Genomic DNA, 23,502 nt, shown 5'->3' with positions numbered 1-23,502 from the left:
AATTAATGTATAACCATATGATTTATATAGGAATAAATTATTTTGGAATCAAGGATTTAGCAAATTCTGAGGCCTTGAATGGCTTTAAATCAGACATTTGTTCACCAAGTCCAATGGCCAGAACACTTGGAGGGTTCTCGGATAACTCCGAAGCAATCGCACACAAAATACCGCCTTTAGCGGTTCCATCAAGTTTGGTGACAATGATGGCCGATAAATTGAGGGCCTCATGAAAGGCCTTTACTTGAGCCATGCCATTTTGACCTGTGTTGCCATCAATCACCAAAATGGTCTCGTGTGGGGCCGATTCTTGTGCCTTGCCGATCACTCGTTTGACTTTCTTGAGCTCATCCATCAGGTGCGCTTGAGTGGATAGTCTGCCAGCAGTGTCAATGATGACTATGTCTTGCTGACGCGATTGACCAGCCTTAACGGCATCGTGGGCGACTGCAGCAGCATCACCACTCTCTTGAGCAATGACTGCTACTTGATTTCGCTCACCCCAAGCAATGAGCTGTTCTCTGGCAGCTGCTCTAAAGGTGTCGCCGGCGCCTAGTAAGACCTTGTGCCCAGATTGTTGAAAGTGATGACAAATTTTGCCAATGCTGGTTGTTTTACCAGCCCCATTGACCCCTACGATCAGCCATACAGTCGGTTGCCCTGAATTGCCGGGTAATAAATCCAGCGGATTTTGGGGTCTTTCAAGTTTGCTTAAGAGGTTTTCGACCAATGTGGCTAGAATGACCTTTAGATCATCAGCAGATTCAGCTTTTTGATTTTTTGCTTCACGGCGAAGTTGACTGATCAGGGTTTGAGTGGCACTCATGCCAACATCTCCCAATAGAAGTGCTTCTTCTAGGGATTCGTACCATTGTTCATCAACTTTTTGAAGATTAAATAGGTTTGATAAGGTTTTACGTAATCCGAACATGACCGATACAATTGATTAATTATGAGCATATTAACAACCCTTGCAGTTAGAGCGCTAACTTTTTTTGGTGCCGCCATTATTTCATTTGGTGGGCATGCACAAAATGCTTCCCCGAAAGCTCTGAACACTCATGAGTTTTTGCTATCCAATGGAATGAGGGTGATTGTTCGAGAAGATCATCGTGCGCCAACTGTGGCTCACATGGTTTGGTATCGCGCAGGATCTATGGATGAGGTCAATGGCAAAACAGGCGTGGCTCATGTGCTAGAGCACATGATGTTCAAGGGCACCAAACATTTAAAGCCGGGCGAGTTTTCTAAAAAAGTAGCAGCCGTTGGTGGCCGTGACAATGCGTTCACGAGCAAGGACTACACCGCCTATTTTCAGCAAATTGAAAAAAGTCATCTGCCAGCCATGATGGCATTGGAAGCTGATCGCATGCAGAACCTGCGAATTGATAAAGAAGAGTTTGCAAAAGAAATCCAAGTGGTGATGGAAGAGCGACGCTTGAGAACAGATGATCAGTCAAGGGCCATTGTTTATGAGCAATTGATGGCAGCGGCATTCACCAATAGTTCTTATCGTCATCCGATCATTGGTTGGATGGATGATTTGAAAAACATGACTTACGAGGACGCTCTTGAGTGGTATCAGGATTGGTATGCACCAAACAATGCTGTCTTGGTGGTGAGTGGCGATGTGATGCCAGAGGATGTCAAAGCCTTAGCAGAAAAATACTATGGACCAATTCCGGCGAAAAAAATCAAGGAAAGAAAGCCTCAGCTTGAGATTCCTCAAATTGGAATCAGAAGAATTATTGTGAAGGCTCCCGCAGAAAATCCAGAAATTACCTTTGCATGGAAAGTGCCAAAAATTGAACCAAGTGATTTGAATGCCATGGATCCTTATGCTTTGAGTGTGCTGTCTGCAATTTTGGATGGTCACGCAAACTCTAGATTGAATCGACAAATGGTGAGAGATCAACGCTTGGCTGATAGTGTCGATGCTTCATACGGGATGTCTGGAAGGGGGCCGCAATTATTTTCAATTTCAGCAAGTCTTGCTAAAGGAAAAAGTTTGACTGCCATCGAAGAAAACATCAGAAAAATACTGGCAGATATTAAAACCAAGGGCGTGAGTGATACTGAGTTAGATCGTGTTAAATCACAGTTGGTGTCCTCTCAAATTTATAAGAGAGACTCAATCTTTGCGCAGGCCATGGAAATTGCAATGGCCGAGATGAACGGTATTTCATGGAAGTATTTAGACGACATGGTGCTAAATGTTCAAAAAGTTCAATCAAAAGATATTCAACGAGTGGTTGAGAAATATTTCATCGATGATTCATTAACTGTGGCTACTTTGGATCAGCAGGCGAGTCAAAAGAAAGATCGACCACAAGCCATGCCTTCAGGAATGAGGCACTAAGATGAAAAAATTACTAGCAATCATTGTTTTAAGTTTTGCCACAACGCTGGCTCAAGCAAATGCAGTCATCAATCATTGGGTGCACAGTAGTGGCGCTTTGGTTTATTTGGTTGAAGCCAGAACCATACCGATGATTGATTTACAAATTGATTGGTACGCTGGTTCAGTGAATGACCCAAAGCATCAGTTGGGATTGGCCGCTATGACAGCAGGCCTGATCGACAAGGGTTCCATGGTCAATGGGCGCTTAATGTCTGAGGCGTCTGTATCTGATCGTTTAGCAGATCTTGGGGCAGGTTTGAGTTTCAGCGCCAGTGCTGAGCGAGCCAGCATGCGTTTGCGTACCTTGAGTGATGAAAAGAAAAAAGTGGCAGCGATTGATTTGGCAAGTTCTGTGCTGAAGGCCCCAGTGTTCGATTCTAAAATTCTCAAGAGAGAACAAGAGCGCACAGTGTCAGCAATTAAAGAGGCTGACTTAAAGCCTGAGACAAAATTGTCAAAAGAATTTGATCGTCAAATCTATGGCCAGCATCCTTTTGCTGATTCGCCAACAGTTAAAACAATTCAAGCAATTAAATCTGAGGACCTTAAGCGTTTTTATGCCTCAAGGTATGCCGCAAAAGGAAGCAAGATCACCGTTGTGGGTGATATTGGACGTGCTGAATTAGATCAGCTGCTTGATCGATTGATGTCATCCATACCTAAAGAGATGAAAGAGCAGCAACAAGTTCCTGATGTTGTGAAATTTGATAAAAATAAAGAATCAAACCTAGTTATCAAGATTCCACATGAGGCGCAACAGGCGCATATCTCAATGGGCATGCCTGCTATTGCGAGGAAGGATCCAGATTACTTCCCAATGTTGGTGGGCAATTACATTTTGGGTGGTGGTGGATTTGTTTCGCGCCTGGTTAAAGAGGTTCGTGAAAAAAGAGGTTTGGCTTATAGCGTCTATAGCTATGTAGCACCTGGAAGACAAATTGGTCCTTATGTGGCAGGCATGCAAACTCAAAAAGCTCAAGCCGATTTAGCAGTGGATGTGATGAAAAAGACCATTGGTGATTTCATTGCCAATGGACCAACTGATGAAGAACTTCAAGCCGCTAAAAATAATCTCGTGAATGGTTTTCCTCTGAGAATTGATAGCAATCGAAAAATTTTGGATAACGTCTCAAGTATTGCTTGGAATGATTTGCCTTTAGATACTCTTGATCAGTGGACCAATCAACTGCGCAAAGTGACTAAAGAGCAGGTGGTTGCTGCATTCAAAAAGAATTTGGATGTGAATCAGATGGTGACTGTGGTGGTTGGGGCTCCATGACACCCGGCAAGGTCAGAATCATTGGCGGTGCTTGGAGAGGCAGATCCATCAAGGTGATTGACTCACCAGGATTAAGACCAACAGCAGATAGAACCAGAGAAACCCTATTCAATTGTTTGGGGCAGCGCGTCGATGATTTGATTTGTTTTGATATGTTTGCGGGCACTGGTGCTTTGGGTTTTGAGGCCCTGTCTCGCGGCGCTCAAAAGGTCACCATGATCGATGCCTCCAAACAAGCATACGATGCATTAAAAGAGAACTATCTAAATTTAAGCAAAGATGGGTCTTTGGGGGTTGCGGAGTTCATCAAGGGCAATGCCATCGCAAGCGCTTCTAAGCAGCCAGATAATTCAATTGATATTTGCTTCATTGACCCCCCATTTTTAGAAGCAGGCTTGTTTATTGATGCCCTTAAGCAAGCGGTCAGGATAACCAAGAAAAATAGCGAATCTGCCATTTATATCGAACACCCTAAAGAAATCGATCCCGAAAAATTATTGAAAGAAATTGCAGAATATGGTGATTTTTGGGAAATTCGTCGTACCATACGTTCCGGGGTGGCAATTGGTACTTTGATGGCACCTAAAACAATATAAGTTGGTTAAGGTTGGGAGAGCACCATGGCAATCGCTGTATATCCAGGAACATTTGATCCCTTTACCAGGGGGCACGAAGATTTGGTTCGCCGCGCATCGTCTATTTTTGATGAAGTGGTTGTGGGTGTTGCTGATAGCAAAAATAAAAAACCAATTTTTACTCTTGATGAACGCCTTGAAATTTCTCGTGAAGTTTTGAGTCATTACACGAATGTGCGTGTTGAAGGCTTTAGTGGTTTATTAAAAGATTTTGTGAGAAAGAACAATGCTCGTGTGATTGTTCGTGGTTTGAGAGCGGTTTCTGATTTTGAGTATGAGTTTCAAATGGCTGGCATGAATCGTTATTTATTGCCTGATGTTGAGACCTTGTTCTTGACGCCTTCAGATCAGTACCAATTTATTTCTGGAACATTTGTTCGAGAAATCGCCCTTCTGGGTGGCGACGTGAGCAAGTTTGTATTTCCTTCAGTGGAAAAATGGCTAGCTAAAAAGATTTAATGACATTATCTAGGGTATATCAATGGCGCTGATGATTACGGACGAATGCATCAATTGTGATGTGTGTGAGCCTGAGTGCCCGAATGATGCAATCACCATGGGTTTAGAAATCTATGAGATTGACCATAATAAGTGCACGGAGTGTGTTGGTCATTACGAGGTGCCGCAGTGTCGTCAAGTGTGTCCAGTGGACTGCATCCCACTTCATCCAGAGCATGTGGAGAGCAAAGATCAGTTGATGCAAAAATACAAAAATCTCACTGGCAAAACCAGCTAATCAAGTATTGCTGTGCAGCTCCATGGTGGCTGCGTTCATGTCATTCTTTGCAATCAGTGGCATGACCTTTAAAAAAGAAGACATCGCTCGATCAATATCGATTTGTTCTTCAAGGCGTGGTTTTTTAAGAACATAATCAGCCACATCTAAATTTCTTTTACCTTCTTCAGAGTCTCGTGGATGACCAATGCCAAGTCTTAGGCGCCAGTAGTCATTGGTATTCATGTGCGCGCTGATATCTTTTAAACCATTGTGCCCACCCAAGCCGCCAGCCCACTTCAGGCGCGCAACGCCAGGCTTTAAGTCAAGTTCATCGTGAACGATCAGCATCGAGTCTGGATTTATTTTATGAAAGCGGCACAAGGCAGCAACTGCTTGCCCGCTTCGATTCATAAAGGTTGAAGGCTTTAAAAGGTAGGTATCTTCAGACCCTAATTTAACTTTAGAGATTTGCCCAAAAAATTTCGGATCATCTTGCCAGTTGCCTTGGTGCAGGCGTGCGATTTCATCTAGCAACCAAAAGCCAGCATTGTGCCGATCTTTTTCGTGTTTGGTGCCAGGGTTACCAAGGCCAACAATTAATTTGAACATACCGCTACTTTAGTCTATTTTTGGGGCGAAAAAAAACCCGCGCAATGCGGGTTTTTCATCAGGTTGAAAAGATTACTTCTTTTCTTCCTTTGGTTCTTTAGCAGTCGTTGCAACAGGTGCTGCTGGAGCAACTGGAGCTTCAGTTGTTTCTGCCTTAACGGTTGGAACGCGAGCGTTCGCAACCACTGGGTTTTCAACTTCAAGGTGAGGCACCAGTGAAAGACCTTTTGGCAAAGCAACGTCTTTAACGTGAATTGAATGACCAACTTCGATACTGCCCAAATCAACTTGAATGAATTCTGGTAAGTCTGCAGGTAAGCAAACTACTTCGATTTCAGTTGCAATGTGGCTGATCAAAGCGCCGCCTAATTTAACAGCAGGTGCAGTTTCAGCGTTCACAAAGTGCAAAGGCACTTTAACGTGAATCTTCTTATTGACGTCTACACGCTGGAAGTCAATGTGCAAAACCAATGGCTTGAAAGGGTGCATTTGATAGTTACGCAAAAGAGCTTTTTGAGTCTTTCCTGCAACTTCAATGTCTAAAATTGATGAGTGGAATGCTTCTTTACGCAAAGCGTGAAATAGTGCATTGTGATCTAGCTCTACAGCTTGAGGGGCTTCAGTACCACCATAAATAATGCCGGGTGTTTTTCCAGCATTGCGCAGGCGGCGGCTCGCACCCGTTCCCTGTACGCTACGTTCGTAAGCGACAACTTTCATATGAACTCCAAATAATTAAAAAATAAAGGCTTTCCTGTTCGCGACCAAACAGGAAAGCCCTCTATTCTATCGTAAAAAGCTTGATTCTTAGGGGAATAAATTAAGAATCAGCAAATAGTGACATCACAGAATCACCAGTGCTGATGCGAGAGAGTGTCTCGGCTAGCAATGGTGCTGTAGATAAAACTCTGATTTTATTGAGTTTTTTAGCTTCATCATTCAATGGAATGGTGTCAGTTACTACCACTTCATCCAAGGCAGATTCAGCGATACGACCAACAGCGCCGCCTGATAGAACTGGGTGGGTACAGTAGGCCACCACACTCTTAGCGCCACGCTCTTTGAGAACCTGGGCTGCTTTGCAAAGTGTGCCGCCTGTATCAATCATGTCATCCATGATCACGCAATGACGGCCTTCAACTTCACCGATCACGTGCATCACTTCAGAAACGTTGGCTTTTGGACGACGTTTGTCGATGATGGCTAAGTCACATCCCAACTGTTTGGCGAGAGCTCGTGCTCTAACAACACCACCAACGTCTGGAGACACTACCAATAAATCGGGGCTCTTTTTGGTCTGAAGATCAGTCAAAAGGATCGGTGAGGCGTAAATGTTATCTACTGGGATATCGAAAAATCCCTGAATTTGGTCAGCATGCAAGTCCATGGTCAAGACGCGGTCAACGCCGGCAACTTGCTGGAGCATGTTGGCTACTAGGCGCGCAGAGATCGCAACACGGGCAGATCTAGGTCTTCTATCTTGGCGCGCATAACCGAAGTAAGGGATCACTGCGGTAATCCTGCCTGCAGATGCTCGCTTTAGAGCATCAACCATGATCATGAGTTCCATCAGGTTGTCATTGGCCGGAGCACAGGTTGATTGAAGAACTACCACATGTTTGCCACGAACGTTTTCTTGAATTTCTACTTGAATTTCACCGTCTGAAAAGCGACCCACTGCAGCTTTTCCGAGGGGGACTTTTAAGTGATCAGTCACGGCCTTCGCCAAAGCAGGGTTGGCATTGCCAGTGAAAACCATCATGGTTTCATGTTGCATAGGTTCTTTTGTCATATTTGGTGTTTTATGAATGAGTAGTTAGATTATGCGACAAGTTTTGGCAGGGGAAGAAGGATTCGAACCTTCGCATGCCGGAATCAAAATCCGGTGCCTTAACCAACTTGGCGACTCCCCTCTCGCATCTACTCCTATGAACTTGGATTGTATGACGGATGCCTTGAAAGCCCCCGCACCACAAAACCGATCCATTGATGAGGCAGTTGACTCAGTAAATGATTGGCTTGATCAGTTTCAAGGGCAACAAACACGCTGCTACCTGATCCTGACATCCTTGGGCTCGATTGCGGAGCCTGTTGGCGAATCCAGTCTAATACTGCTGCAACTTCCTGATACTTTTGAATCACAACCTCTTCACAATCGTTCTTACCAAATTGCTCAAGATTGGGTGAATCAATAAAGTCTGAGATTGTAACGGCTGGGTGATTTCTCGTCAAATTTGGGTCTTTGAAGACATCCACGGTTGGGATGTGTACTTTTGGATAAACCAATAAAAAACAGGACTCTGGAAGGCTTACAGCTTGAAGAAGCTCGCCTATGCCCTCTGCAAAAGCATTTTGACCAAACAAGAAAAATGGCACATCAGCGCCCAGTTTGACCCCTAAATCCATCAATTCCTGGCGACTTAACTGAAGATTCCATAACTCATTGAGACCCCAAAGGGTTGCTGCTGCATCTGATGATCCCCCACCTAGGCCAGCCCCCATGGGGATGCGCTTTTCAACTTGAATGGTGCAGCCTTGCTTGGTTTGGGTGTGTTCCTGAAGTAATTTTGCCGCCCGAACTACCAGGTCATCATCCGCTGGGATGTTTGCAGCCCCTGCAGTTCGATGCACGCATCCATCGGGAGAAAGGGTCAGAGAAATATCATCATGAAGATCAATTAACTGAAAGACAGTTTGCAGCAAGTGATAACCATCTTCTCTTTGTCCAACAATGTGAAGAAAGCGATTTATTTTTGCCGGCGCTTGAAGGTGCAATGCCTTAGTCATCTAGTTCTTCAAAAATTATTTTTATCTCAATCAGACCAGTCGGTGAGTTTCTAGTCAGATCTAATTTTTTTATTTGATTTTTTTCGGTCCATTGGAATGTCATGGTCCAGCCATCTTGAATCATTTTTTGCGCTCTTAGTTTGTCGTCGCGTTCAATGCTGGCAGGTGCACCAACTCTGGCTTCACCGTTTAACCATTTGGATAAACCCCTGGCAGGCAAGGGAAGGCCTGTATAGCTTTGCAACAATGCATCAGCATCATGAGCCTCAAAAATCTTGTCGCCATCTTCTAGTTTTGCACCAGAGGCATTGATGGTGATTTTTGCCATGGCGCCACCCATTGGGTTTCTGATATCTAAGACATCCGTTTGAGCTTCATGGCTGAGAGTGAATGCACCGCTTCCACCATTCTTAGAATCATTGCCGCTGACCTTAACAGCAAAACGACCATCCCATAATTGAGGTGATTTTTTTGATGAGCTTGGAACTCTATCTGGCCAAAGTCTAGCCATGGTGTCTTTCAGCGTTTGATTGTTAGCGTCCAATGATTCAGCTTTTCTCCAAACTTGGTCAGCACCTTTGCGATCTTGCTTGGACCAAAGTGCTTCGCCCAAGTGAGCGCCAATCTCTGCTTCTGGCTTGGTTTCAAAAGCTTTGCTTAACTGCTCAATCGCTAGGTTTGTGTTGCCCAAACGAAAGTTGGCCCACGCAAGACTATCAAGAATGAACATGTCATTGGGTGCTAATTGGTGTGCTTTTTTTAGAAGGCTGACTGCTTCGGGAAGTTTGATGCCACGATCGGCAAAAGAGTAACCCAAGGCATTGAGTGCATTTTTATCGTCAGGCTTTTTTTGAATAATGCGACGCAATGTTTTTTCCATCTCGTCATAATTTTTTGCTTTTTCAGCGCCTAGTGAATAAGTGTAAAGAATGTCTAAATCATTAATTTGAAGAATCGAGGCTTTTAGTATGCTGAAAAAAGCGACGAGACTGGCTTCTTCATCACGAGCTCTTGCTAAAAGTGGGCGCCAAGAGTTAATTAGCTTTTCTTTGGCGGCAATACTTTTTAATTGACTTAATTGAGCTTGCGCTGGTTTGACACTTTCTGCCCAGCGCTGATTCAACATAAAAAGAGTTGTTAATATTTCTTTGGCATCTTTTGGGTTGATTTCATCCCAAAGTTTTGCGGCATCCAAGGCCAATTCTGGAGAGTTGCCTGCAATCGCAATTTCCATGGCTCGTTGAGCAAGTGCTCCATCTTGTAATGATCTGGCCATACTCATATAGGTTTGGTAGGCCGCCGAGGCTTCTCCTCGTTGGAGACTGATTTCAGATGCCAGGATTTGAAACATTTCTTCTGGTGTGAGGCTTTTAGCCGGAGCAGACCATGTATGAAAGCTAGCAGAGGCAAGCAGAATGCTTAGCAAAAATTTAAGTTTTATCGTCATAAGCACATTCTAATCTCACCGCCTACAATTGGCATATGCCTGAATTACCAGAAGTTGAAGTTACCAAGCAGGGGGTTGAGCCCCATGTTGTGGGTAAAACTGTGACGAGTGTTGCCATTTACGATGGCCGCTTGCGTTGGCCTGTTCCCGCGAATTTAAATAAATTACTGGTAGGTAAAAAACTCACCCAAATTAAACGACGAGGCAAATACTTGCTATTCAGAATGGAAGATGGATATTTGTTGATTCATCTTGGCATGACTGGTGTGCTCCGAGTGGCCAATCCCAAGGATGAGCTCAAAAAACACGATCGCGTTGAAATTGGCTTCGGTAAAAAATTATTGCGTTTACATGATCCTAGGAAGTTTGGTGCTGTGTTGTGGGCTGCTGATGAGGATGGTGAAATCGAACGTCACCCATTGATCGCCAAATTAGGCGTTGAGCCATTCTCAGATGATTTTTCTGATGAGAGGGCTGGACAACATCTATACGAGCATGCCAAGGGGCGACAGATTTCGATTAAACAGTGGTTGCTGGCTGGTCAAGCAGTGGTCGGGGTTGGCAACATCTATTGCTCAGAGAGTTTATTTTTAGCAGGTATTCATCCTGAGATGCCAGCTGGAAAGTTATCTAAGCCAAGAGCATCGATGTTGGCATCTGCAATCAAAGATACCTTGAGTCGAGCAATCAAGGCCGGTGGTAGTAGCTTGAAAGATTTTGTGAACAGTGATGGCAATCCTGGACACTTCATGTTGCAAACCAAAGTCTATGACCGATTTGGTTTGCCGTGCCTTCAGTGCAAAACCCCCATCAAACAAATAGTCCAAGGGCAGCGGTCTACTTACTTCTGTTCCAAATGTCAGAAAAAGTAATGAAATTTTCAGAAGTGAAAAACTTCACGCAAGATCTGATTGATTGGCAAAAAAAATCAGGCCGTCATGATTTGCCGTGGCAAAAAAATAGAATTGCTTACCGTGTTTGGTTATCAGAAATCATGTTGCAACAAACGCAAGTTTCAACTGTTCTGAATCGTTACGATGAGTTTTTAAAAATATTCCCAACTGTTGAATGTTTAGGAGCTGCAACAGTCGATCAAGTTCTGGCTCAATGGAGTGGGATGGGTTATTACACGCGCGCCAGAAATCTACATCGCTGCGCACAAGTTGTGATGGCTGAATATGATGGGGTCTTCCCAAGTGATCCTAAGGTCCTAGAGTCTTTGCCAGGTATTGGCAGATCAACAGCCGCTGCCATTGCAGTCTTTGCGTATGGCAAGAGAGCTGCCATATTGGATGGAAACGTCAAAAGGGTGTTGGCTAGAATTTGGGGCTTTGATCAGGATTTGAGCAAGGCTTTGCACGCGAATCAATTGTGGGCGCACGCGGAAAATTTATTGCCTCATAAAAAGACAGATCTAATTGCTTATACGCAGGGTTTGATGGATTTTGGCGCAACTCACTGCACCCAATATCAACCGGCATGTATCGATCCACAAAATGGTTCATGCCCATTTAAGAAATCTTGTGTTGCTCATTTAAGCGAGCGTATTAATCAAATTCCTTTGAAAGTTAAAAAAGTCAAAGTTGAAAAAATTGATATGACTTGGTGGGTGATGATTCATCAAGATCAGGTCTTGTTGGAGAAAAGGCCCGAGAAAGGAATTTGGGCTGGCTTGTGGTGCTTTCCAGAAAGCCAAGAGTCAGTAAAAGAACCATCTCAAGTAATGCCTGCGTTTAAGCATGTGCTAACACATCGACAGATGACGATTAAGCCCATGAAAGTTCATCTAAAGAAGCGAGTTCGTTTACAAGAAAATCAACAGTGGTTCTCACTGAATGATGTGGCTGGTTTGGGTTTGCCTAAGCCGATGTCTCTTTTTTTAAAGAATTTAGATCTAGTTCGCGATGGCGAATGAGTAGGTGAAGATCATCTCCAGCGATTGCTTGAGATTTCTTTTTGAAATAATCAAATAAACAATTCACCAAATAAACCGAGCGATGTTGCCCACCTGTGCAACCAATCGCAATGGTCAGGTAACTTCTTCTGTCGGCTTGATACTTGGGCAGCCAGGTTTCAATAAAGCGGCGTATATCGTCGCCCATCGCTTGAACTTCAGGATGTTCTCTTAAGAAGTTAGCCACCTCAGGATCATTGCCGGTCAATGGTCTTAATTGTGGATCGTAGTGTGGGTTTGGTAGGCAGCGAACATCAAATACCAAATCTGCATCTCTTGGAACACCATGCTTGAATCCAAATGACTCAAACAAAATGGTTAACCCCGGGCGTTCATCTTTTAATAAATCTTGGATCCAAGATCTCAGGGTATGGGCTTTGATATGACTGGTATCAATGTTGTGCGCAGTCTCTGCAAGATCAGCCAACAGTAAGCGTTCTTTTTCTATGGCATCAATCAATGCAACCTGAGGAGTTCTGTTGTCATCAGGTTTTGATAGAGGGTGTCTTCTGCGTGTTTCAGAGAAACGTTGCACCAGTGTTTCTGTGTTTGAGTTTAAAAATAAAACTCGCACATCATGGTTTTGCTGAAGCTGCTCAATGATGGCTGGAAGTTCTTTGATGGACTGTCCGCGACGTGCATCCACAGCAACGGCTATCTTTTCTCGGCCTTGTTTGCTAAGTGACTGAACTAAGTCATGAATGAAATCAACCGGTAAGTTATCTACGCAATCATATCCAGCATCTTCTAGGGCATTCAAGGCAACTGATTTGCCTGAGCCAGAAATTCCGGTGATGATGAATACACGCATATTAAATCAGGCGACTTTGATTTTTATTAGCATCTTCTGATGCCATCAACTGACGCTGACGTTCCATGAATTCTTTTAAGGTGTCAATGCCGCGCAATTGCAAAATGGTGTTGCGCACAGCAGCCTCAACCAACACCGCTAAGTTTCGTCCGGCCGCCACTTGAATTTTTACGCTGCGAATCGGAAAGCCAAGAACATCGATGGATTGACCATCGATTGGTAATCTTTCAAACTCACCATCATTTCTTCTAACCAACTGAACGATCAGTCTTAATTTCATTCTGCGTCGCACAGCTGTTTCACCAAAAATAGTGCGGATATCTAACAGGCCAAGACCACGCACCTCTAAGAGGTCTCTTAGGATTGGCGGGCAGCGGCCTTCAATGTAATCGGGACCTAGTCGGGCAAAATCAACTGCATCATCAGCCACCAAGCCATGACCTCTTGAAATAAGTTCTAGGCCTAATTCACTTTTACCTAGACCTGAGTCGCCCATGATCAATACGCCCATACCCAAGATGTCCATGAAGACACCATGCATGGTGACGCGTGGTGCCCCAACTTTGGTCAGATACATGCGCAAGCGGTCAATGACTTCTGCCGCTGACGTGCTTGATTTAAATAAAGGCGTTGAGGATCTTTGGCAATAAAGCACCAAGTCGTCATGAGGTTCGCATCCATCCGCCACAATCAAGCACGGTGGTTTCAAAGATATCAATCCTGCAAGTTCACGCTTGCGATTCTCAGGATCTAGCTTTTCGTAATAGTTGATTTCTGGAACACCAAAAACCTGCATTCGATCTGGGTGAATTAAATTCAAGTGACCAACAAGATCAGATGATGATGAGGCAAGTTTGACTGCTTCAGAGCTGAAACTATTATCAGCACCTTCAAGCCCTGCAATCCAACTTAATTTCAACTCAGAAATATTGTCATCGAAGAGTGTCTGTGCGGTGACACTGGCTAAATTAAGTGGCTGGGTCATTTGATTAATTCCAGGCGGTCAGTAATTGATAAATATTATCAGCACTGGGCTCTGTGAGGAGAATGTTTTTATTTGTATTGTCTGAAATTGTTTGCGCTACCTTTGCAAGAATATCTAGGTGCGCTTGAGTGGCTGCTTCAGGTACCAGCATGATCACCAATGCTTTGACAGGGTGACTGTCTGATGCATGGAAGTTGATGCTATCTTTTAATCTCACAAAACCAATGTGAGCTTGTTCAAGAAATTTCACACGGCCATGAGGAATCGCTATACCGTTACCCAGGGCAGTTGAACCTAGAGCTTCACGTTCTTCCAAACAGGTGATGACTGAATCTGCTGGAATGCCGTGATTTTTTTCAAATTGTTTTGCAACGAAAATAAATAACTCTTCACGAGTAGAAACCTCAATATCTAAAGAGATATTGTTGGGGGTGATGAGTTGGGCCAAGGCGTTCATGTGTGCAATGCATTATAAGATTGCCTTGGCCTATTTAATCAAGTGTTTTTCAAGGTTTGATGATGATGATCTTGAACTTTTTCCTTGTGTTTGAGCACTTGTCTATCGAGTTTGTCTACGACTAAATCCATGGCGTGATACATGTCGCCATTGTGAGCCTCAGCAAAGAGGTCTTTGCCCTTCAGGTGCAGCGTGATTTCTGCGTGATTTCGAAGATCCTTCTCTTTTTCATTATTAATAGACAAAGTGACGGTCATGTTCTGTACTTGGTCAAAATGGCCGCTGATTTTTTTTAATTTATCTTCTAAATGCGAGCGCATCGCAGGGGTGATTTCGACGTGATGACCCAAGATTTTGATATTCATCTATTGCTCCCTATTGTTTTCTACGCAAATGAACGGCAGGGATGCGCAGAGATTCCCTGTATTTAGCAATGGTTCTTCTAGCCACCACAAATCCTTTTGAAGCCAGTAGATCAACGATTTGGGTGTCTGAGAGGGGTTTTTCTTTGTTTTCTTCGGCAACAGCTTGTTTGATCAAAGTTCTGATGGCTGTTGAAGATACTGAGCCGCCGGTATCGGTTGAGATTTGGCTGCCAAAAAAGTACTTGAACTCAAAGCAGCCAGCAGGGGTGGCCATGTATTTTTGTGTGGTTACCCTAGAAACCGTGGATTCATGCATGCCAATCGTGTCTGCAATTTCCCTCAAAACCAATGGTCGCATAGCGATCGGCCCATGATTGAAGAAGTTTTGCTGTCTATCCACGATTGCTTTTGCAACTTTTAAGATGGTGTCACTTCTTTGTAGCACATTTTTAACCAGCCATCTAGCTTCTTGTAGTTTTTGCTGCAAACCATCCATGCCTTCTTTGCCACGATTGTCTTTGATGACTTTTGCGTATTCCTCGTGAAGGCTTATTTTGGGGGCGGCAGCAGGGTTCAGGGTGACAGTCCACTGCCCCTTGTGGTTTTTGACGATGACGTCTGGAATCAGGGTTGAATCAACGTGGGTGTCAAATTCCGCTGCGGGATGATGATTTAGGCTTTTAATTAATTGAATGCTGTCCTGAAGATCTTCATCATCTACTTTTAGAAGTTTTTTAATTCTGGCCAAGTCTTTGCTTGCCAGAATATCAAGATAGTCACTGCATATCTTGTGGGCAATTTTCCATGCCATGGTTAATTTGTTATCCGCGGCAAAGTTCTCTAATTGAAGGCGTAGGCACTCAGCCAAATCTCTGGCGCCAACACCTGCTGGCTCGAGTTGTTGCAATCGGACCAAGGCTCGCTTGATTTGCTCAAGAGGGCTCCCATCCTCTGGATCCATGTATGTCTTGAGCTCTTCTGCCAAATCTTCTAGGTCAGCATCCAGATAGCCTTGTTCATCAAGGTTTCCGGCAATAAAACCCATGAGGGATTTTTCTTCTGGACTGATGCGCAGCAGCTTGATTTGTGCAATCAAAGAATCAAGTAGGGACTCTGGCAAGCTAATTCTTGAAAGGCGATCATCATCTTCATCGCTGAATTGATTGCTTTTAGATCCACCAAGGCTGCGATGCGATAGTTGCTCTAAAGGTTCTTTTTCTGAAAGACTTGTTTCAGACTCATAGTTAATCAATGGATTTTGTTCAGCCGCCTGAATCAGCTCTTGCTCAAGCTCCATGGCTGAGAGCTGCAATAGCTTGATTGATTGTTGCAGTTGAGGCGTTAAGGCTAGATTTTGTGAGAATCTGAGCTGAAGAGATGCTTTCATGTTACGGTCATTTTAGACCGCCATTACTGTATTGGTACGTTTTTTGCTTTAAAAAATTACATGCGGAAGTTTTCGCCCAGATAGACTTTTCGAACGGCTTCGTTATCAATGATCGAAGAAGGTTTACCGGAGGCCAAAACTTTGCCTTCACTGATGATGTAGGCGTGATCACAAATGCCCAAGGTTTCTCGAACATTGTGGTCGGTGATCAGAACACCAATTTGGCGATCTTTTAAAAATCTCACAATCCTTTGAATTTCACCAACAGCAATTGGATCAACGCCAGCAAACGGCTCATCCAGTAGGATGAATTTAGGCTGTGATGCCAAGGCTCTGGCAATTTCTACTCTTCTACGTTCGCCACCGGACAATGACATGGCCGGATTGCTGCGCAAATGAGAAATCTGTAATTCTTGCAATAGAGAATCTAATCTATCTTGAATTTCTTTTTTGGACAGTGGCTTACCGTTTTCTTCTTGAAGTTCTAGAACAGCTTGAATGTTTTCTTCAACAGTCAGTTTTCTGAACACGGAAGCTTCTTGAGGTAAATACGACAGACCTAGCTTGGCGCGTTCATGGATTGGCAAATGAGTGATGACTTGCCCATTGAGAGTGATTTCTCCGCCGTCAAGCGGCACAAGTCCAACAATCATGTAAAAGGAAGTTGTTTTGCCTGCGCCATTGGGACCTAATAAGCCGACCACTTCACCACTTTTTACTTCAACACCAACTTCAGTAACAACGGTTCTTGCGCCATATTTTTTTTGAAGGCCAGCAGCCGTTAGGGTGGATTGATGAGCGCTCATTATTTTGAAGGTCCTGTTAATTCTTTTCTTCTTGGTGACAAAGTGGATTTCACTGATGCCTTAGAAACCACATTATATTTTTCAGCGTTTCCATCATAATGAATTTTGTCACCATTCAATTGATCTGTGACTCTCGTTCCCGAGATTTGGTTCATTCGAGCTTGTTTTTGAAGGATGGCAATCTCTGTTTTTCCATCATACTCAATTAGCTCGGCAAAGCCCTCAATAAAATCATTGAACCCCGTGTCCCTTTTTTGTCGAAGACTCGCTAGCTCGCCTGGCTTGGCAAAGATGGTGACGTATTGATAGCCTTCTGGATCAATTTTGACTTCAGCTTTTTCGCCTTTGATGATCAGCGAGCCTTTGATCAAAAGAACATTGCGCTCAAGATAATAAATTTGCTTAACGTCATCAAACTGAGCTTTGTCTGAGCTTAAGGCAATGGGTTTGTCTTTATCGGCTTTTTCAGCATGTGCGGGGATGGATAGCAGTCCCAGTGCAATGCCAATGCTCAAACAAAATGAATAGGTGGCTAGGCGAAATCTCACGGGGTATTGCCCTTGGGTTCTGATTCAATGCGTCCTTTGACCTGACCAATCATCGTGAGTTTTTGATGAACGTTGTCAAAAACAGCGCCTTCTTGAGAGGTCATGATTGATAGACCTTGCTCTAGATTCACTGGGCGATTTGTTTTAACGATGTCATCGTTCATGAGAACTGTGAATTTACTCGAGCTCATGAATAACCTGGCACTGCCAGCTTGGTTGGCGGTGGCCGGTTGAGCTGGGCGAGTGAGGCTTGCGTTACCGACCAAGTCTAAGATTGTCATGTCGCCATCTAAAAAACCCTTGTCGGATTTAACAGTGATTGGCGGCTTCGTCTCATGAAATCTTCTTGCGATGGGCCAATCAATTTCTGAGCTGGCATCATCTTCATAGTGAGTCAGTTTTTGACCAACCACACGAAATTTTGTATTGCCTTCAGGCCCCAAGGTGGTGACAACAATGCCATCCATGATGTAGTCGGGAACGTGACGCTTTTGTTTTTCGGCATCTAAATTAGGTTCATTCATTTGAACCATCCAATAAGTGCCCAGGGTCAAGATTGCCATTAACAACATGGGCAAAAACTTTAGAACCTGAGCCATGATTCCCATTGTTACAAAGACTCTTGGAGTAGACGCTGATAGTTATCTTGGGCCACCAAAATCATGTCACAAACTTCACGAACTGCCCCGGCGCCACCTGAGCGCTTTGTGATGAAGTGCACGCGTTTTTTTACTTCATCATGAGCTTGAGCAGGGCAGGCTGAAAAATGAACTTTTGGTAGTACTGATAAATCTGGCCAGTCATCGCCCATGGCAGCGCAATCTGAAAGCTTTAATTTGGTTTGCTCTAGCAATGTCTGTAGGGCTTTGAATTTTTCAGAGACACCCATTTGCACATGCTTGATGCCTAATTCTTTCGCGCGACCTTCGACCATCGGCGAAGTGCGCCCTGTGATGATGGCAACAATCACACCGGTTGACTGAAGTAATTTGATGCCGTGACCGTCTAGGCTGTCAAAAATCTTGAGAGCTTCTTTGCCATCTTGCCCAACCAATAAACTGCCATCAGTTAAAACACCGTCCACATCTAAAACAAGTAGTTTGACGTTCGCAGCACGATCAAGTGCTTGAGGGTGTTCTGTGTATGGGTTGGTGACCATCGGGCTGAATGCGTTAGACATATTAAATAACCTGTGCTGCAAAAAGATCGTGAAGATTGAGGGCGCCCAATAAAACACCTTCAGCATCAACAACCACGAGTTGATTGATGCGGTGGCGCTCCATCATTTCAACAGCTTCAGCTGCTAATAGATCTGGGGAGATTGTTCTTGGGTTCGGTGTCATGGCATCTTTTAAAGATGTTCCTTGAAACTGAATATTCTTTTCGATCAAGCGACGCAAATCACCATCGGTGAAGATACCAACAACTTTTTGAGAGTCATCAATCACTACCGTCATGCCCATGCGCTTGGAGGTAATTTCAAGTAAAGCATCGGTGATGCTTGCTTTGATATTTGTGCGAGGAGCCTCTGCGCCACCTCTCATCACATCACGAACATGGGTGAGTAATTTTCTTCCCAAGTTGCCACCAGGATGTGAGCGTGCAAAATCTTCAGGTTTAAAGCCTCTGGCATCAAGCAATGCAACCGCTAGTGCATCTCCCATGGCCAATGCAGCAGTCGTGCTGGCGGTGGGCGCTAGATTGAGAGGGCACGCTTCTTTTTCGACTGACACATTGATGTGTGAGTCTGCCAATGAAGCCAATGATGATTCTGGATTGCCTGTGAGTGCAATGAGTTTTGCACCAGTTCTTTTGATGATTGGAACGATTGCAGTCAGTTCGCTGGTTTCTCCAGAATTTGAAAATGCCACGAAGACATCATGCTGAGTGACCATGCCTAAATCACCATGACTTGCTTCAGCCGGGTGAACAAAAAAGGCAGGTGAACCAGTGGACGCAAAAGTCGCTGCAATTTTTCTACCAATATGACCAGATTTGCCAATTCCAGAAACCACGATGCGACCTTTGCAAGCTAATAGCAATTCAATCGCATAGGCAAATTTCTCAGCATTTTTTTGCGTGAGATTTTTTTGGAGCGTCAAAATTGCTTCAGCTTCAATGGCCAAAGTTTCTCTAGCCAAATCAATGGCTCGCTGGTTTTGTGCAGAAGTTTGTTGAGTCATGGCTAGAGTATATGTCTTTAGACCTATTTCAATAAGGGGGCCAGGTATTTGCCAGTGTAGCTTTTTGCTACTTTAGCAACTTTTTCAGGGGTGCCAACCGCAATAATTTCGCCGCCACCGCCACCACCTTCTGGGCCCAAATCAATGATCCAGTCGGCTGTCTTGATGACATCCAAATTATGTTCAATGATAACAATGGTGTTGCCATGCTTTTTCAGGGTATGAATCACCTTGAGCAAAAGCTGAATATCATGAAAATGAAGACCGGTGGTGGGCTCATCCAAAATATACAAAGTTCTACCGGTGTCTCGTTTTGAAAGTTCTAGGGAGAGCTTCACACGCTGAGCTTCACCTCCCGATAGGGTGGTGGCACTTTGACCCAGTTTGACGTAACCCAAACCAACATCGAGCAAGGTTTTTAGTTTTCGTTTGACTGTTGGAACTGCCTCAAAAAATTCATGAGCCTGCTCAATGGTCATTGATAAAACTTCGTGAATATTTTTGCCTTTGTAGCGAATATCCAAAGTTTCTCGGTTGTAACGTTTCCCGTGACACACATCGCAAGGAACATAAACATCAGGCAAGAAGTGCATTTCAACTTTTAAGACGCCATCACCTTCACAAGTTTCACAACGACCACCTTTGACGTTGAATGAAAACCTACCGGCTTCATAGCCGCGCTCTCGCGCTGCTGGTACACCAGCAAACAGTTCTCTGATCGGCGTGAAGAGGCCGGTATAAGTGGCAGGGTTTGATCTTGGTGTTCTACCAATAGGAGATTGATCAACGTTGATCACTTTATCAAAGTGCTCTAGACCAATGATTTCTTTGTGTTGCGCTGGCTCTGCATTAGAGCCATAGAGATGCTGAGCAACGGCGTGGTGAAGCGTGTCGTTGATCAAAGTTGATTTGCCTGACCCAGATACGCCTGTTACGCAGGTCAATAATCCCAAAGGAATCTCAATATCAACATTTTTAAGATTGTTTCCTGTGGCACCCAATATTTTTAAAGAGTGCTCTCCCACAGGGGTTCTATTTTTAGGAACCTGAATGGCTTCTTTGCCTGAAAGGTAGGCGCCTGTTAATGAATTTGGATTGGCTTCAATTTCTTTTGGTGTGCCTTCTGCGATGATTTTTCCGCCATGCTCTCCAGCGCCAGGACCAATATCAATCACATGGTCTGAAGCTCTGATCATGTCTTCATCGTGCTCAACCACCAAGACTGAATTACCTAAATCTCGCAGGTGCTTGAGCGTGCCAATGAGTCGGTCGTTGTCGCGCTGATGCAGGCCAATAGATGGTTCATCCAATACGTACATGACGCCAGTTAAACCAGAACCAATTTGGGAGGCCAATCGAATGCGCTGCGCTTCTCCGCCTGAAAGAGTATCTGCGCTTCTATCTAAAGACAAATAATTCAAACCAACATCATTGAGAAAGCTAAGACGCGCACCAATTTCAGAAATGATTTTTCCTGCAATTTCTTTTTTGGCACCTTTTAATTCCAAAGAGAGGAAGTAGTCGCGTGCTTGACCCAAGGGTAAGTTGCTGACTTCATAAATGGCCCGAGCTTGTTTGCCATCGCCCACTTTGACGTTTCTGGCTTCAGTTCTTAAGCGCGTCCCTTCGCAACTTGGGCAGGGTTTGTTGTTTTGATATTTTGCGAGTTCTTCTCTCACTGTTGGAGAGTCGGTTTCTCTGTAGCGCCGCTCGAAGTTCGCCACAATTCCTTCGAAAGCATGCTCTCGAATAACAACCTTACCTTTTTCGTTTAAATACTCAAACGGAATGTCTTCATTGTTAGATCCAAACAGCAGTAGTTCTTGAGCTTTTTTTGGCAACTCTTCAAATGGAGCTTCCAAGTCAAACTTCGCATGCTTGGCAAGATTCTGTAGCAATCTAAAGTAGAACTGATTGCGACGATCCCATCCTTTGATGGCGCCTGAAGCAAGGGATAGCTCAGGGTGAGCCACTACACGCTTGGGATCAAAAAAGCTGATGTGACCTAAGCCATCACAACTAGGACAAGCCCCCATGGGGTTGTTGAATGAAAATAATCTTGGCTCTAATTCTTGTAAAGAGTAAGAACAAACAGGGCAGGCAAACTTACTTGAAAAAAGCTGCTCTTTATCAGTGTCCATTTCAAGCGCGATTGCTCTGCCATCGGCCAAGCGCAAAGCGGTTTCAAAAGACTCGGCCAAGCGCTGCTGAATGTCGGCCTTTATTTTGATGCGGTCAACGACCACATCAATCGTGTGCTTTTCGTTTTTTACTAACTTTGGCAATTCATCGACTTCATAAATTTTTGCTTTGTTATGCAAAGCAGTGCCGCCACCTGAGCGAATCCGAAAACGCACAAACCCTTGTGCTTGCAAGTCTTCAAATAGATCGACGTGCTCGCCTTTTCTTTCGCTCACAACGGGCGCCAAGATCATTAGCTTGGTGTCTTCAGGCATTGACATGACCGCATCCACCATTTGCGAAACACTCTGAGCTTCTAGTGGTAGCTGATGTTCTGGGCAATGTGGTGTGCCGGCGCGTGCAAAAAGCAAACGCAAATAATCATGTATTTCTGTCACGGTACCCACAGTTGAGCGTGGGTTATGACTGGTCGCTTTTTGTTCAATAGAAATGGCAGGAGATAAACCTTCGATAGAGTCAACGTCTGGTTTTTCCATCAACTGCAAAAATTGACGAGCATAGGCAGACAAAGATTCGACATAACGTCGTTGTCCTTCGGCATAAAGCGTATCGAAAGCCAAAGAACTTTTACCCGATCCAGATAGGCCAGTTAAGACAACCAACTGGTTTCTAGGAATATCGAGATTGATATTTTTAAGGTTGTGGGTGCGTGCACCCCTAATTTTTATCGTATCCATGATTTTTCTCTGCGTAACCAGTTAATATAGCTCTTCTTTATGGAAAAAACAGAACTTCGCGCATCTTTGGCTTTGGCCGGCATCTTTGCTCTACGCATGTTGGGGCTATTTTTAATCCTGCCGGTCTTTAGTATGCACGCCAAAGGCTTACCAGGCGGTGATCAAGCCCTATTGGTGGGCTTGGCATTGGGGGTCTATGGCCTCGTTCAGGCTTGCCTGCACATCCCATTGGGAATGCTTTCTGATAAGTACGGTCGAAGACCAGTGGTTGTGGCCGGGCTTTTATTGTTTGTTTTAGGCGCCGTGATAGCGGGTAGCCAGGACGATTTAATGTGGATCATCGTGGGGCGTGCGATTCAAGGTGCGGGTGCTGTTTCAGCGGCTGTTACAGCATGGTTAGCAGATTTAACTAAGGAAGAGACCCGCACAAGAGCAATGGCCATGGTTGGAGGCAGTATTGCCCTGACATTTGCCATATCTTTGGTATTGGCCTCCCCGCTGCATGAATCGATTGGCTTGGATGGCATGTTCTATCTGATGGCTGTTTTGGGCATTGGGGCTATTTTGTTAGCCTTGTTCGTGGTTCCACAGCAAGAAAAGTCAAACACGCCATTCACAGCGAAGTTTTCTGATGTTTTCTTTAATGCTGATTTATTGAGATTGAACTTTGGGGTGTTTGCTTTGCATGCAGCCCAAATTGCTTTATTTTTGACCTTGCCAAGATTGTTGGTGAAAGCTGACTTGCCTTTGGTTTCTCACTGGCATTTGTATTTACCTGCTGTGTTGATTTCTTTTGCTTGTATGGCACCCATCATCATGATGAGCGAAAGAAGAAAGCGCATGAAACCAGCATTCATCTTCGGCATTGTTTCTATGATGATTGCTCAGTTGATGATTGCCAGCTTTGACACCTTGCCAGCTCTTGCAACAGCAGTACTGATTTATTTCATTGGCTTTAATATTTTGGAAGCGATGCAACCATCCTTGGTTTCTCGTTGGGCGAGTCAAGCCAAAGGAACTGCCTTGGGCATCTACAACACCACTCAATCGATTGGTTTATTCATTGGTGGCTTGGGCGGAGGCTGGTTATTGCAATGGGGTGGTGAATCGAGTGTTTTTTACGCTTGCGCTGCATTGATTTTTGCCTGGCTTATAATCGCTTCATCGATGAGAGAGTTACCTCCAAAGGTTAGCTCACCAACTTAATTCGATCAATTTCTTCGGTACAACAAACTTTTCTTCGGGAGACAA

Annotated in this window: 25 protein-coding genes and 1 tRNA gene; 8 read left to right on the top strand and 18 right to left on the bottom strand. The window is 44.3% G+C overall.

What is annotated here, in order from left to right:
* Positions 1 to 37: 37 nt before the first annotated feature.
* Positions 38 to 931: a signal recognition particle-docking protein FtsY gene (gene ftsY, locus GQ367_RS07880; RefSeq protein ID WP_215290421.1), complete on the bottom strand. Its 894-nt coding sequence runs from the start codon at positions 929 to 931 to the stop codon at positions 38 to 40.
* Positions 932 to 952: 21 nt separating this feature from the next.
* Here ftsY and GQ367_RS07875 point away from each other — a divergent pair, with 21 nt between their 5' ends.
* From GQ367_RS07875 to GQ367_RS07855, 5 genes are read left to right on the top strand one after another with little or no spacing between them, the layout of a single operon-like run.
* Positions 953 to 2,359 (top strand): pitrilysin family protein, encoded by a 1,407-nt coding sequence (locus GQ367_RS07875; protein ID WP_215290420.1) that lies wholly within the window; start codon positions 953 to 955, stop codon positions 2,357 to 2,359.
* Position 2,360: 1 nt separating this feature from the next.
* On the top strand, positions 2,361 to 3,680 hold the full coding sequence (locus GQ367_RS07870; protein WP_215290419.1) for a pitrilysin family protein: 1,320 nt from the start codon (positions 2,361 to 2,363) through the stop codon (positions 3,678 to 3,680).
* Positions 3,677 to 4,276, top strand: a complete 600-nt coding sequence (gene rsmD / locus GQ367_RS07865; protein WP_215290418.1) for a 16S rRNA (guanine(966)-N(2))-methyltransferase RsmD — start codon at positions 3,677 to 3,679, stop codon at positions 4,274 to 4,276. The genes GQ367_RS07870 and rsmD overlap by 4 nt, the downstream gene beginning before the upstream one ends.
* Positions 4,277 to 4,300: 24 nt before the next feature.
* Positions 4,301 to 4,774, top strand: coding sequence for a pantetheine-phosphate adenylyltransferase (gene coaD, locus GQ367_RS07860; RefSeq protein ID WP_215290417.1), 474 nt, complete (start codon positions 4,301 to 4,303; stop codon positions 4,772 to 4,774).
* Positions 4,775 to 4,796: 22 nt separating this feature from the next.
* Entirely contained in the window at positions 4,797 to 5,051 is a 255-nt protein-coding gene (locus tag GQ367_RS07855) for a YfhL family 4Fe-4S dicluster ferredoxin (protein WP_215290416.1), read from the top strand.
* Here the strand turns inward: GQ367_RS07855 and pth are convergent, their stop codons facing one another.
* The 6 genes from pth to GQ367_RS07825 all read right to left on the bottom strand — a co-directional run bounded on the left by pth (position 5,052) and on the right by GQ367_RS07825 (position 9,876).
* Positions 5,052 to 5,642, bottom strand: coding sequence for an aminoacyl-tRNA hydrolase (pth, locus tag GQ367_RS07850; RefSeq protein ID WP_215290415.1), 591 nt, complete (start codon positions 5,640 to 5,642; stop codon positions 5,052 to 5,054).
* A 72-nt stretch (positions 5,643 to 5,714) separates the two neighbouring features.
* A complete protein-coding gene (locus GQ367_RS07845) occupies positions 5,715 to 6,362 on the bottom strand; it encodes a 50S ribosomal protein L25/general stress protein Ctc (RefSeq protein WP_215290414.1) in 648 nt (215 codons plus the stop codon).
* A gap of 100 nt (positions 6,363 to 6,462) precedes the next feature.
* Positions 6,463 to 7,419 (bottom strand): ribose-phosphate pyrophosphokinase, encoded by a 957-nt coding sequence (locus GQ367_RS07840; RefSeq protein ID WP_215291925.1) that lies wholly within the window; start codon positions 7,417 to 7,419, stop codon positions 6,463 to 6,465.
* Between the two features lie 59 nt (positions 7,420 to 7,478).
* A tRNA-Gln gene (locus GQ367_RS07835) sits at positions 7,479 to 7,555 on the bottom strand.
* Positions 7,556 to 7,568: 13 nt separating this feature from the next.
* Positions 7,569 to 8,429: a 4-(cytidine 5'-diphospho)-2-C-methyl-D-erythritol kinase gene (gene ispE, locus GQ367_RS07830; protein ID WP_215290413.1), complete on the bottom strand. Its 861-nt coding sequence runs from the start codon at positions 8,427 to 8,429 to the stop codon at positions 7,569 to 7,571.
* Positions 8,422 to 9,876 (bottom strand): lipoprotein insertase outer membrane protein LolB, encoded by a 1,455-nt coding sequence (locus GQ367_RS07825; protein WP_215290412.1) that lies wholly within the window; start codon positions 9,874 to 9,876, stop codon positions 8,422 to 8,424. Before GQ367_RS07825 ends, ispE begins: the two co-directional genes overlap by 8 nt.
* 35 nt (positions 9,877 to 9,911) lie before the next feature.
* On the opposite strand from GQ367_RS07825, the gene mutM reads away from it, so the two are divergent.
* Positions 9,912 to 10,748: a bifunctional DNA-formamidopyrimidine glycosylase/DNA-(apurinic or apyrimidinic site) lyase gene (gene mutM, locus GQ367_RS07820; protein WP_215290411.1), complete on the top strand. Its 837-nt coding sequence runs from the start codon at positions 9,912 to 9,914 to the stop codon at positions 10,746 to 10,748.
* Positions 10,748 to 11,791, top strand: a complete 1,044-nt coding sequence (gene mutY / locus GQ367_RS07815; protein WP_251370152.1) for an A/G-specific adenine glycosylase — start codon at positions 10,748 to 10,750, stop codon at positions 11,789 to 11,791. The genes mutM and mutY overlap by 1 nt, the downstream gene beginning before the upstream one ends.
* Here the strand turns inward: mutY and rapZ are convergent.
* Genes rapZ through uvrA form a run of 11 tightly spaced genes read right to left on the bottom strand, consistent with a single transcriptional unit; the run spans position 11,736 to position 22,251 of the window.
* On the bottom strand, positions 11,736 to 12,641 hold the full coding sequence (rapZ, locus tag GQ367_RS07810) for an RNase adapter RapZ (RefSeq protein ID WP_215290409.1): 906 nt from the start codon (positions 12,639 to 12,641) through the stop codon (positions 11,736 to 11,738). The genes mutY and rapZ overlap by 56 nt on opposite strands.
* A 1-nt stretch (position 12,642) precedes the next feature.
* On the bottom strand, positions 12,643 to 13,626 hold the full coding sequence (gene hprK, locus GQ367_RS07805) for an HPr(Ser) kinase/phosphatase (protein ID WP_215290408.1): 984 nt from the start codon (positions 13,624 to 13,626) through the stop codon (positions 12,643 to 12,645).
* Between the two features lie 4 nt (positions 13,627 to 13,630).
* Complete coding sequence (locus tag GQ367_RS07800) at positions 13,631 to 14,083, bottom strand: PTS sugar transporter subunit IIA (protein WP_215290407.1); 453 nt, start codon at positions 14,081 to 14,083, stop codon at positions 13,631 to 13,633.
* 38 nt (positions 14,084 to 14,121) lie between these two features.
* Positions 14,122 to 14,448, bottom strand: a complete 327-nt coding sequence (gene hpf, locus GQ367_RS07795) for a ribosome hibernation-promoting factor, HPF/YfiA family (RefSeq protein WP_215290406.1) — start codon at positions 14,446 to 14,448, stop codon at positions 14,122 to 14,124.
* Between the two features lie 10 nt (positions 14,449 to 14,458).
* On the bottom strand, positions 14,459 to 15,835 hold the full coding sequence (gene rpoN / locus GQ367_RS07790) for an RNA polymerase factor sigma-54 (RefSeq protein WP_215290405.1): 1,377 nt from the start codon (positions 15,833 to 15,835) through the stop codon (positions 14,459 to 14,461).
* 56 nt (positions 15,836 to 15,891) lie between these two features.
* Positions 15,892 to 16,641, bottom strand: coding sequence for an LPS export ABC transporter ATP-binding protein (gene lptB, locus GQ367_RS07785; RefSeq protein ID WP_215290404.1), 750 nt, complete (start codon positions 16,639 to 16,641; stop codon positions 15,892 to 15,894).
* Complete coding sequence (gene lptA / locus GQ367_RS07780; protein WP_215290403.1) at positions 16,641 to 17,156, bottom strand: lipopolysaccharide transport periplasmic protein LptA; 516 nt, start codon at positions 17,154 to 17,156, stop codon at positions 16,641 to 16,643. The genes lptB and lptA overlap by 1 nt, the downstream gene beginning before the upstream one ends.
* Before the next feature lie 29 nt (positions 17,157 to 17,185).
* Positions 17,186 to 17,788 carry an LPS export ABC transporter periplasmic protein LptC gene (lptC, locus tag GQ367_RS07775; RefSeq protein WP_215290402.1) on the bottom strand — a complete coding sequence of 201 codons (603 nt, stop codon included), beginning with the start codon at positions 17,786 to 17,788 and terminating at the stop codon, positions 17,186 to 17,188.
* A gap of 11 nt (positions 17,789 to 17,799) precedes the next feature.
* The gene (locus GQ367_RS07770; RefSeq protein WP_215290401.1) at positions 17,800 to 18,369 is read right to left on the bottom strand and encodes an HAD family hydrolase; all 570 of its coding nucleotides are present in this window, start codon (positions 18,367 to 18,369) and stop codon (positions 17,800 to 17,802) included.
* 1 nt (position 18,370) lies between these two features.
* The gene (locus GQ367_RS07765) at positions 18,371 to 19,372 is read right to left on the bottom strand and encodes an SIS domain-containing protein (RefSeq protein ID WP_215290400.1); all 1,002 of its coding nucleotides are present in this window, start codon (positions 19,370 to 19,372) and stop codon (positions 18,371 to 18,373) included.
* A 23-nt stretch (positions 19,373 to 19,395) separates the two neighbouring features.
* A complete protein-coding gene (gene uvrA, locus GQ367_RS07760; protein ID WP_215290399.1) occupies positions 19,396 to 22,251 on the bottom strand; it encodes an excinuclease ABC subunit UvrA in 2,856 nt (951 codons plus the stop codon).
* Positions 22,252 to 22,290: 39 nt separating this feature from the next.
* Between uvrA and GQ367_RS07755 the strand changes: the two genes are divergently transcribed.
* Positions 22,291 to 23,457: an MFS transporter gene (locus GQ367_RS07755; RefSeq protein WP_215290398.1), complete on the top strand. Its 1,167-nt coding sequence runs from the start codon at positions 22,291 to 22,293 to the stop codon at positions 23,455 to 23,457.
* The last annotated feature ends 45 nt before the right edge of the window (positions 23,458 to 23,502 follow it).

This window comes from Polynucleobacter sp. MWH-CaK5, assembly GCF_018687615.1.
Taxonomy (GTDB): domain Bacteria; phylum Pseudomonadota; class Gammaproteobacteria; order Burkholderiales; family Burkholderiaceae; genus Polynucleobacter.
Note: the sequence above shows the minus strand (reverse complement) of the source record. Positions and strands in the feature narration are given on the sequence as shown.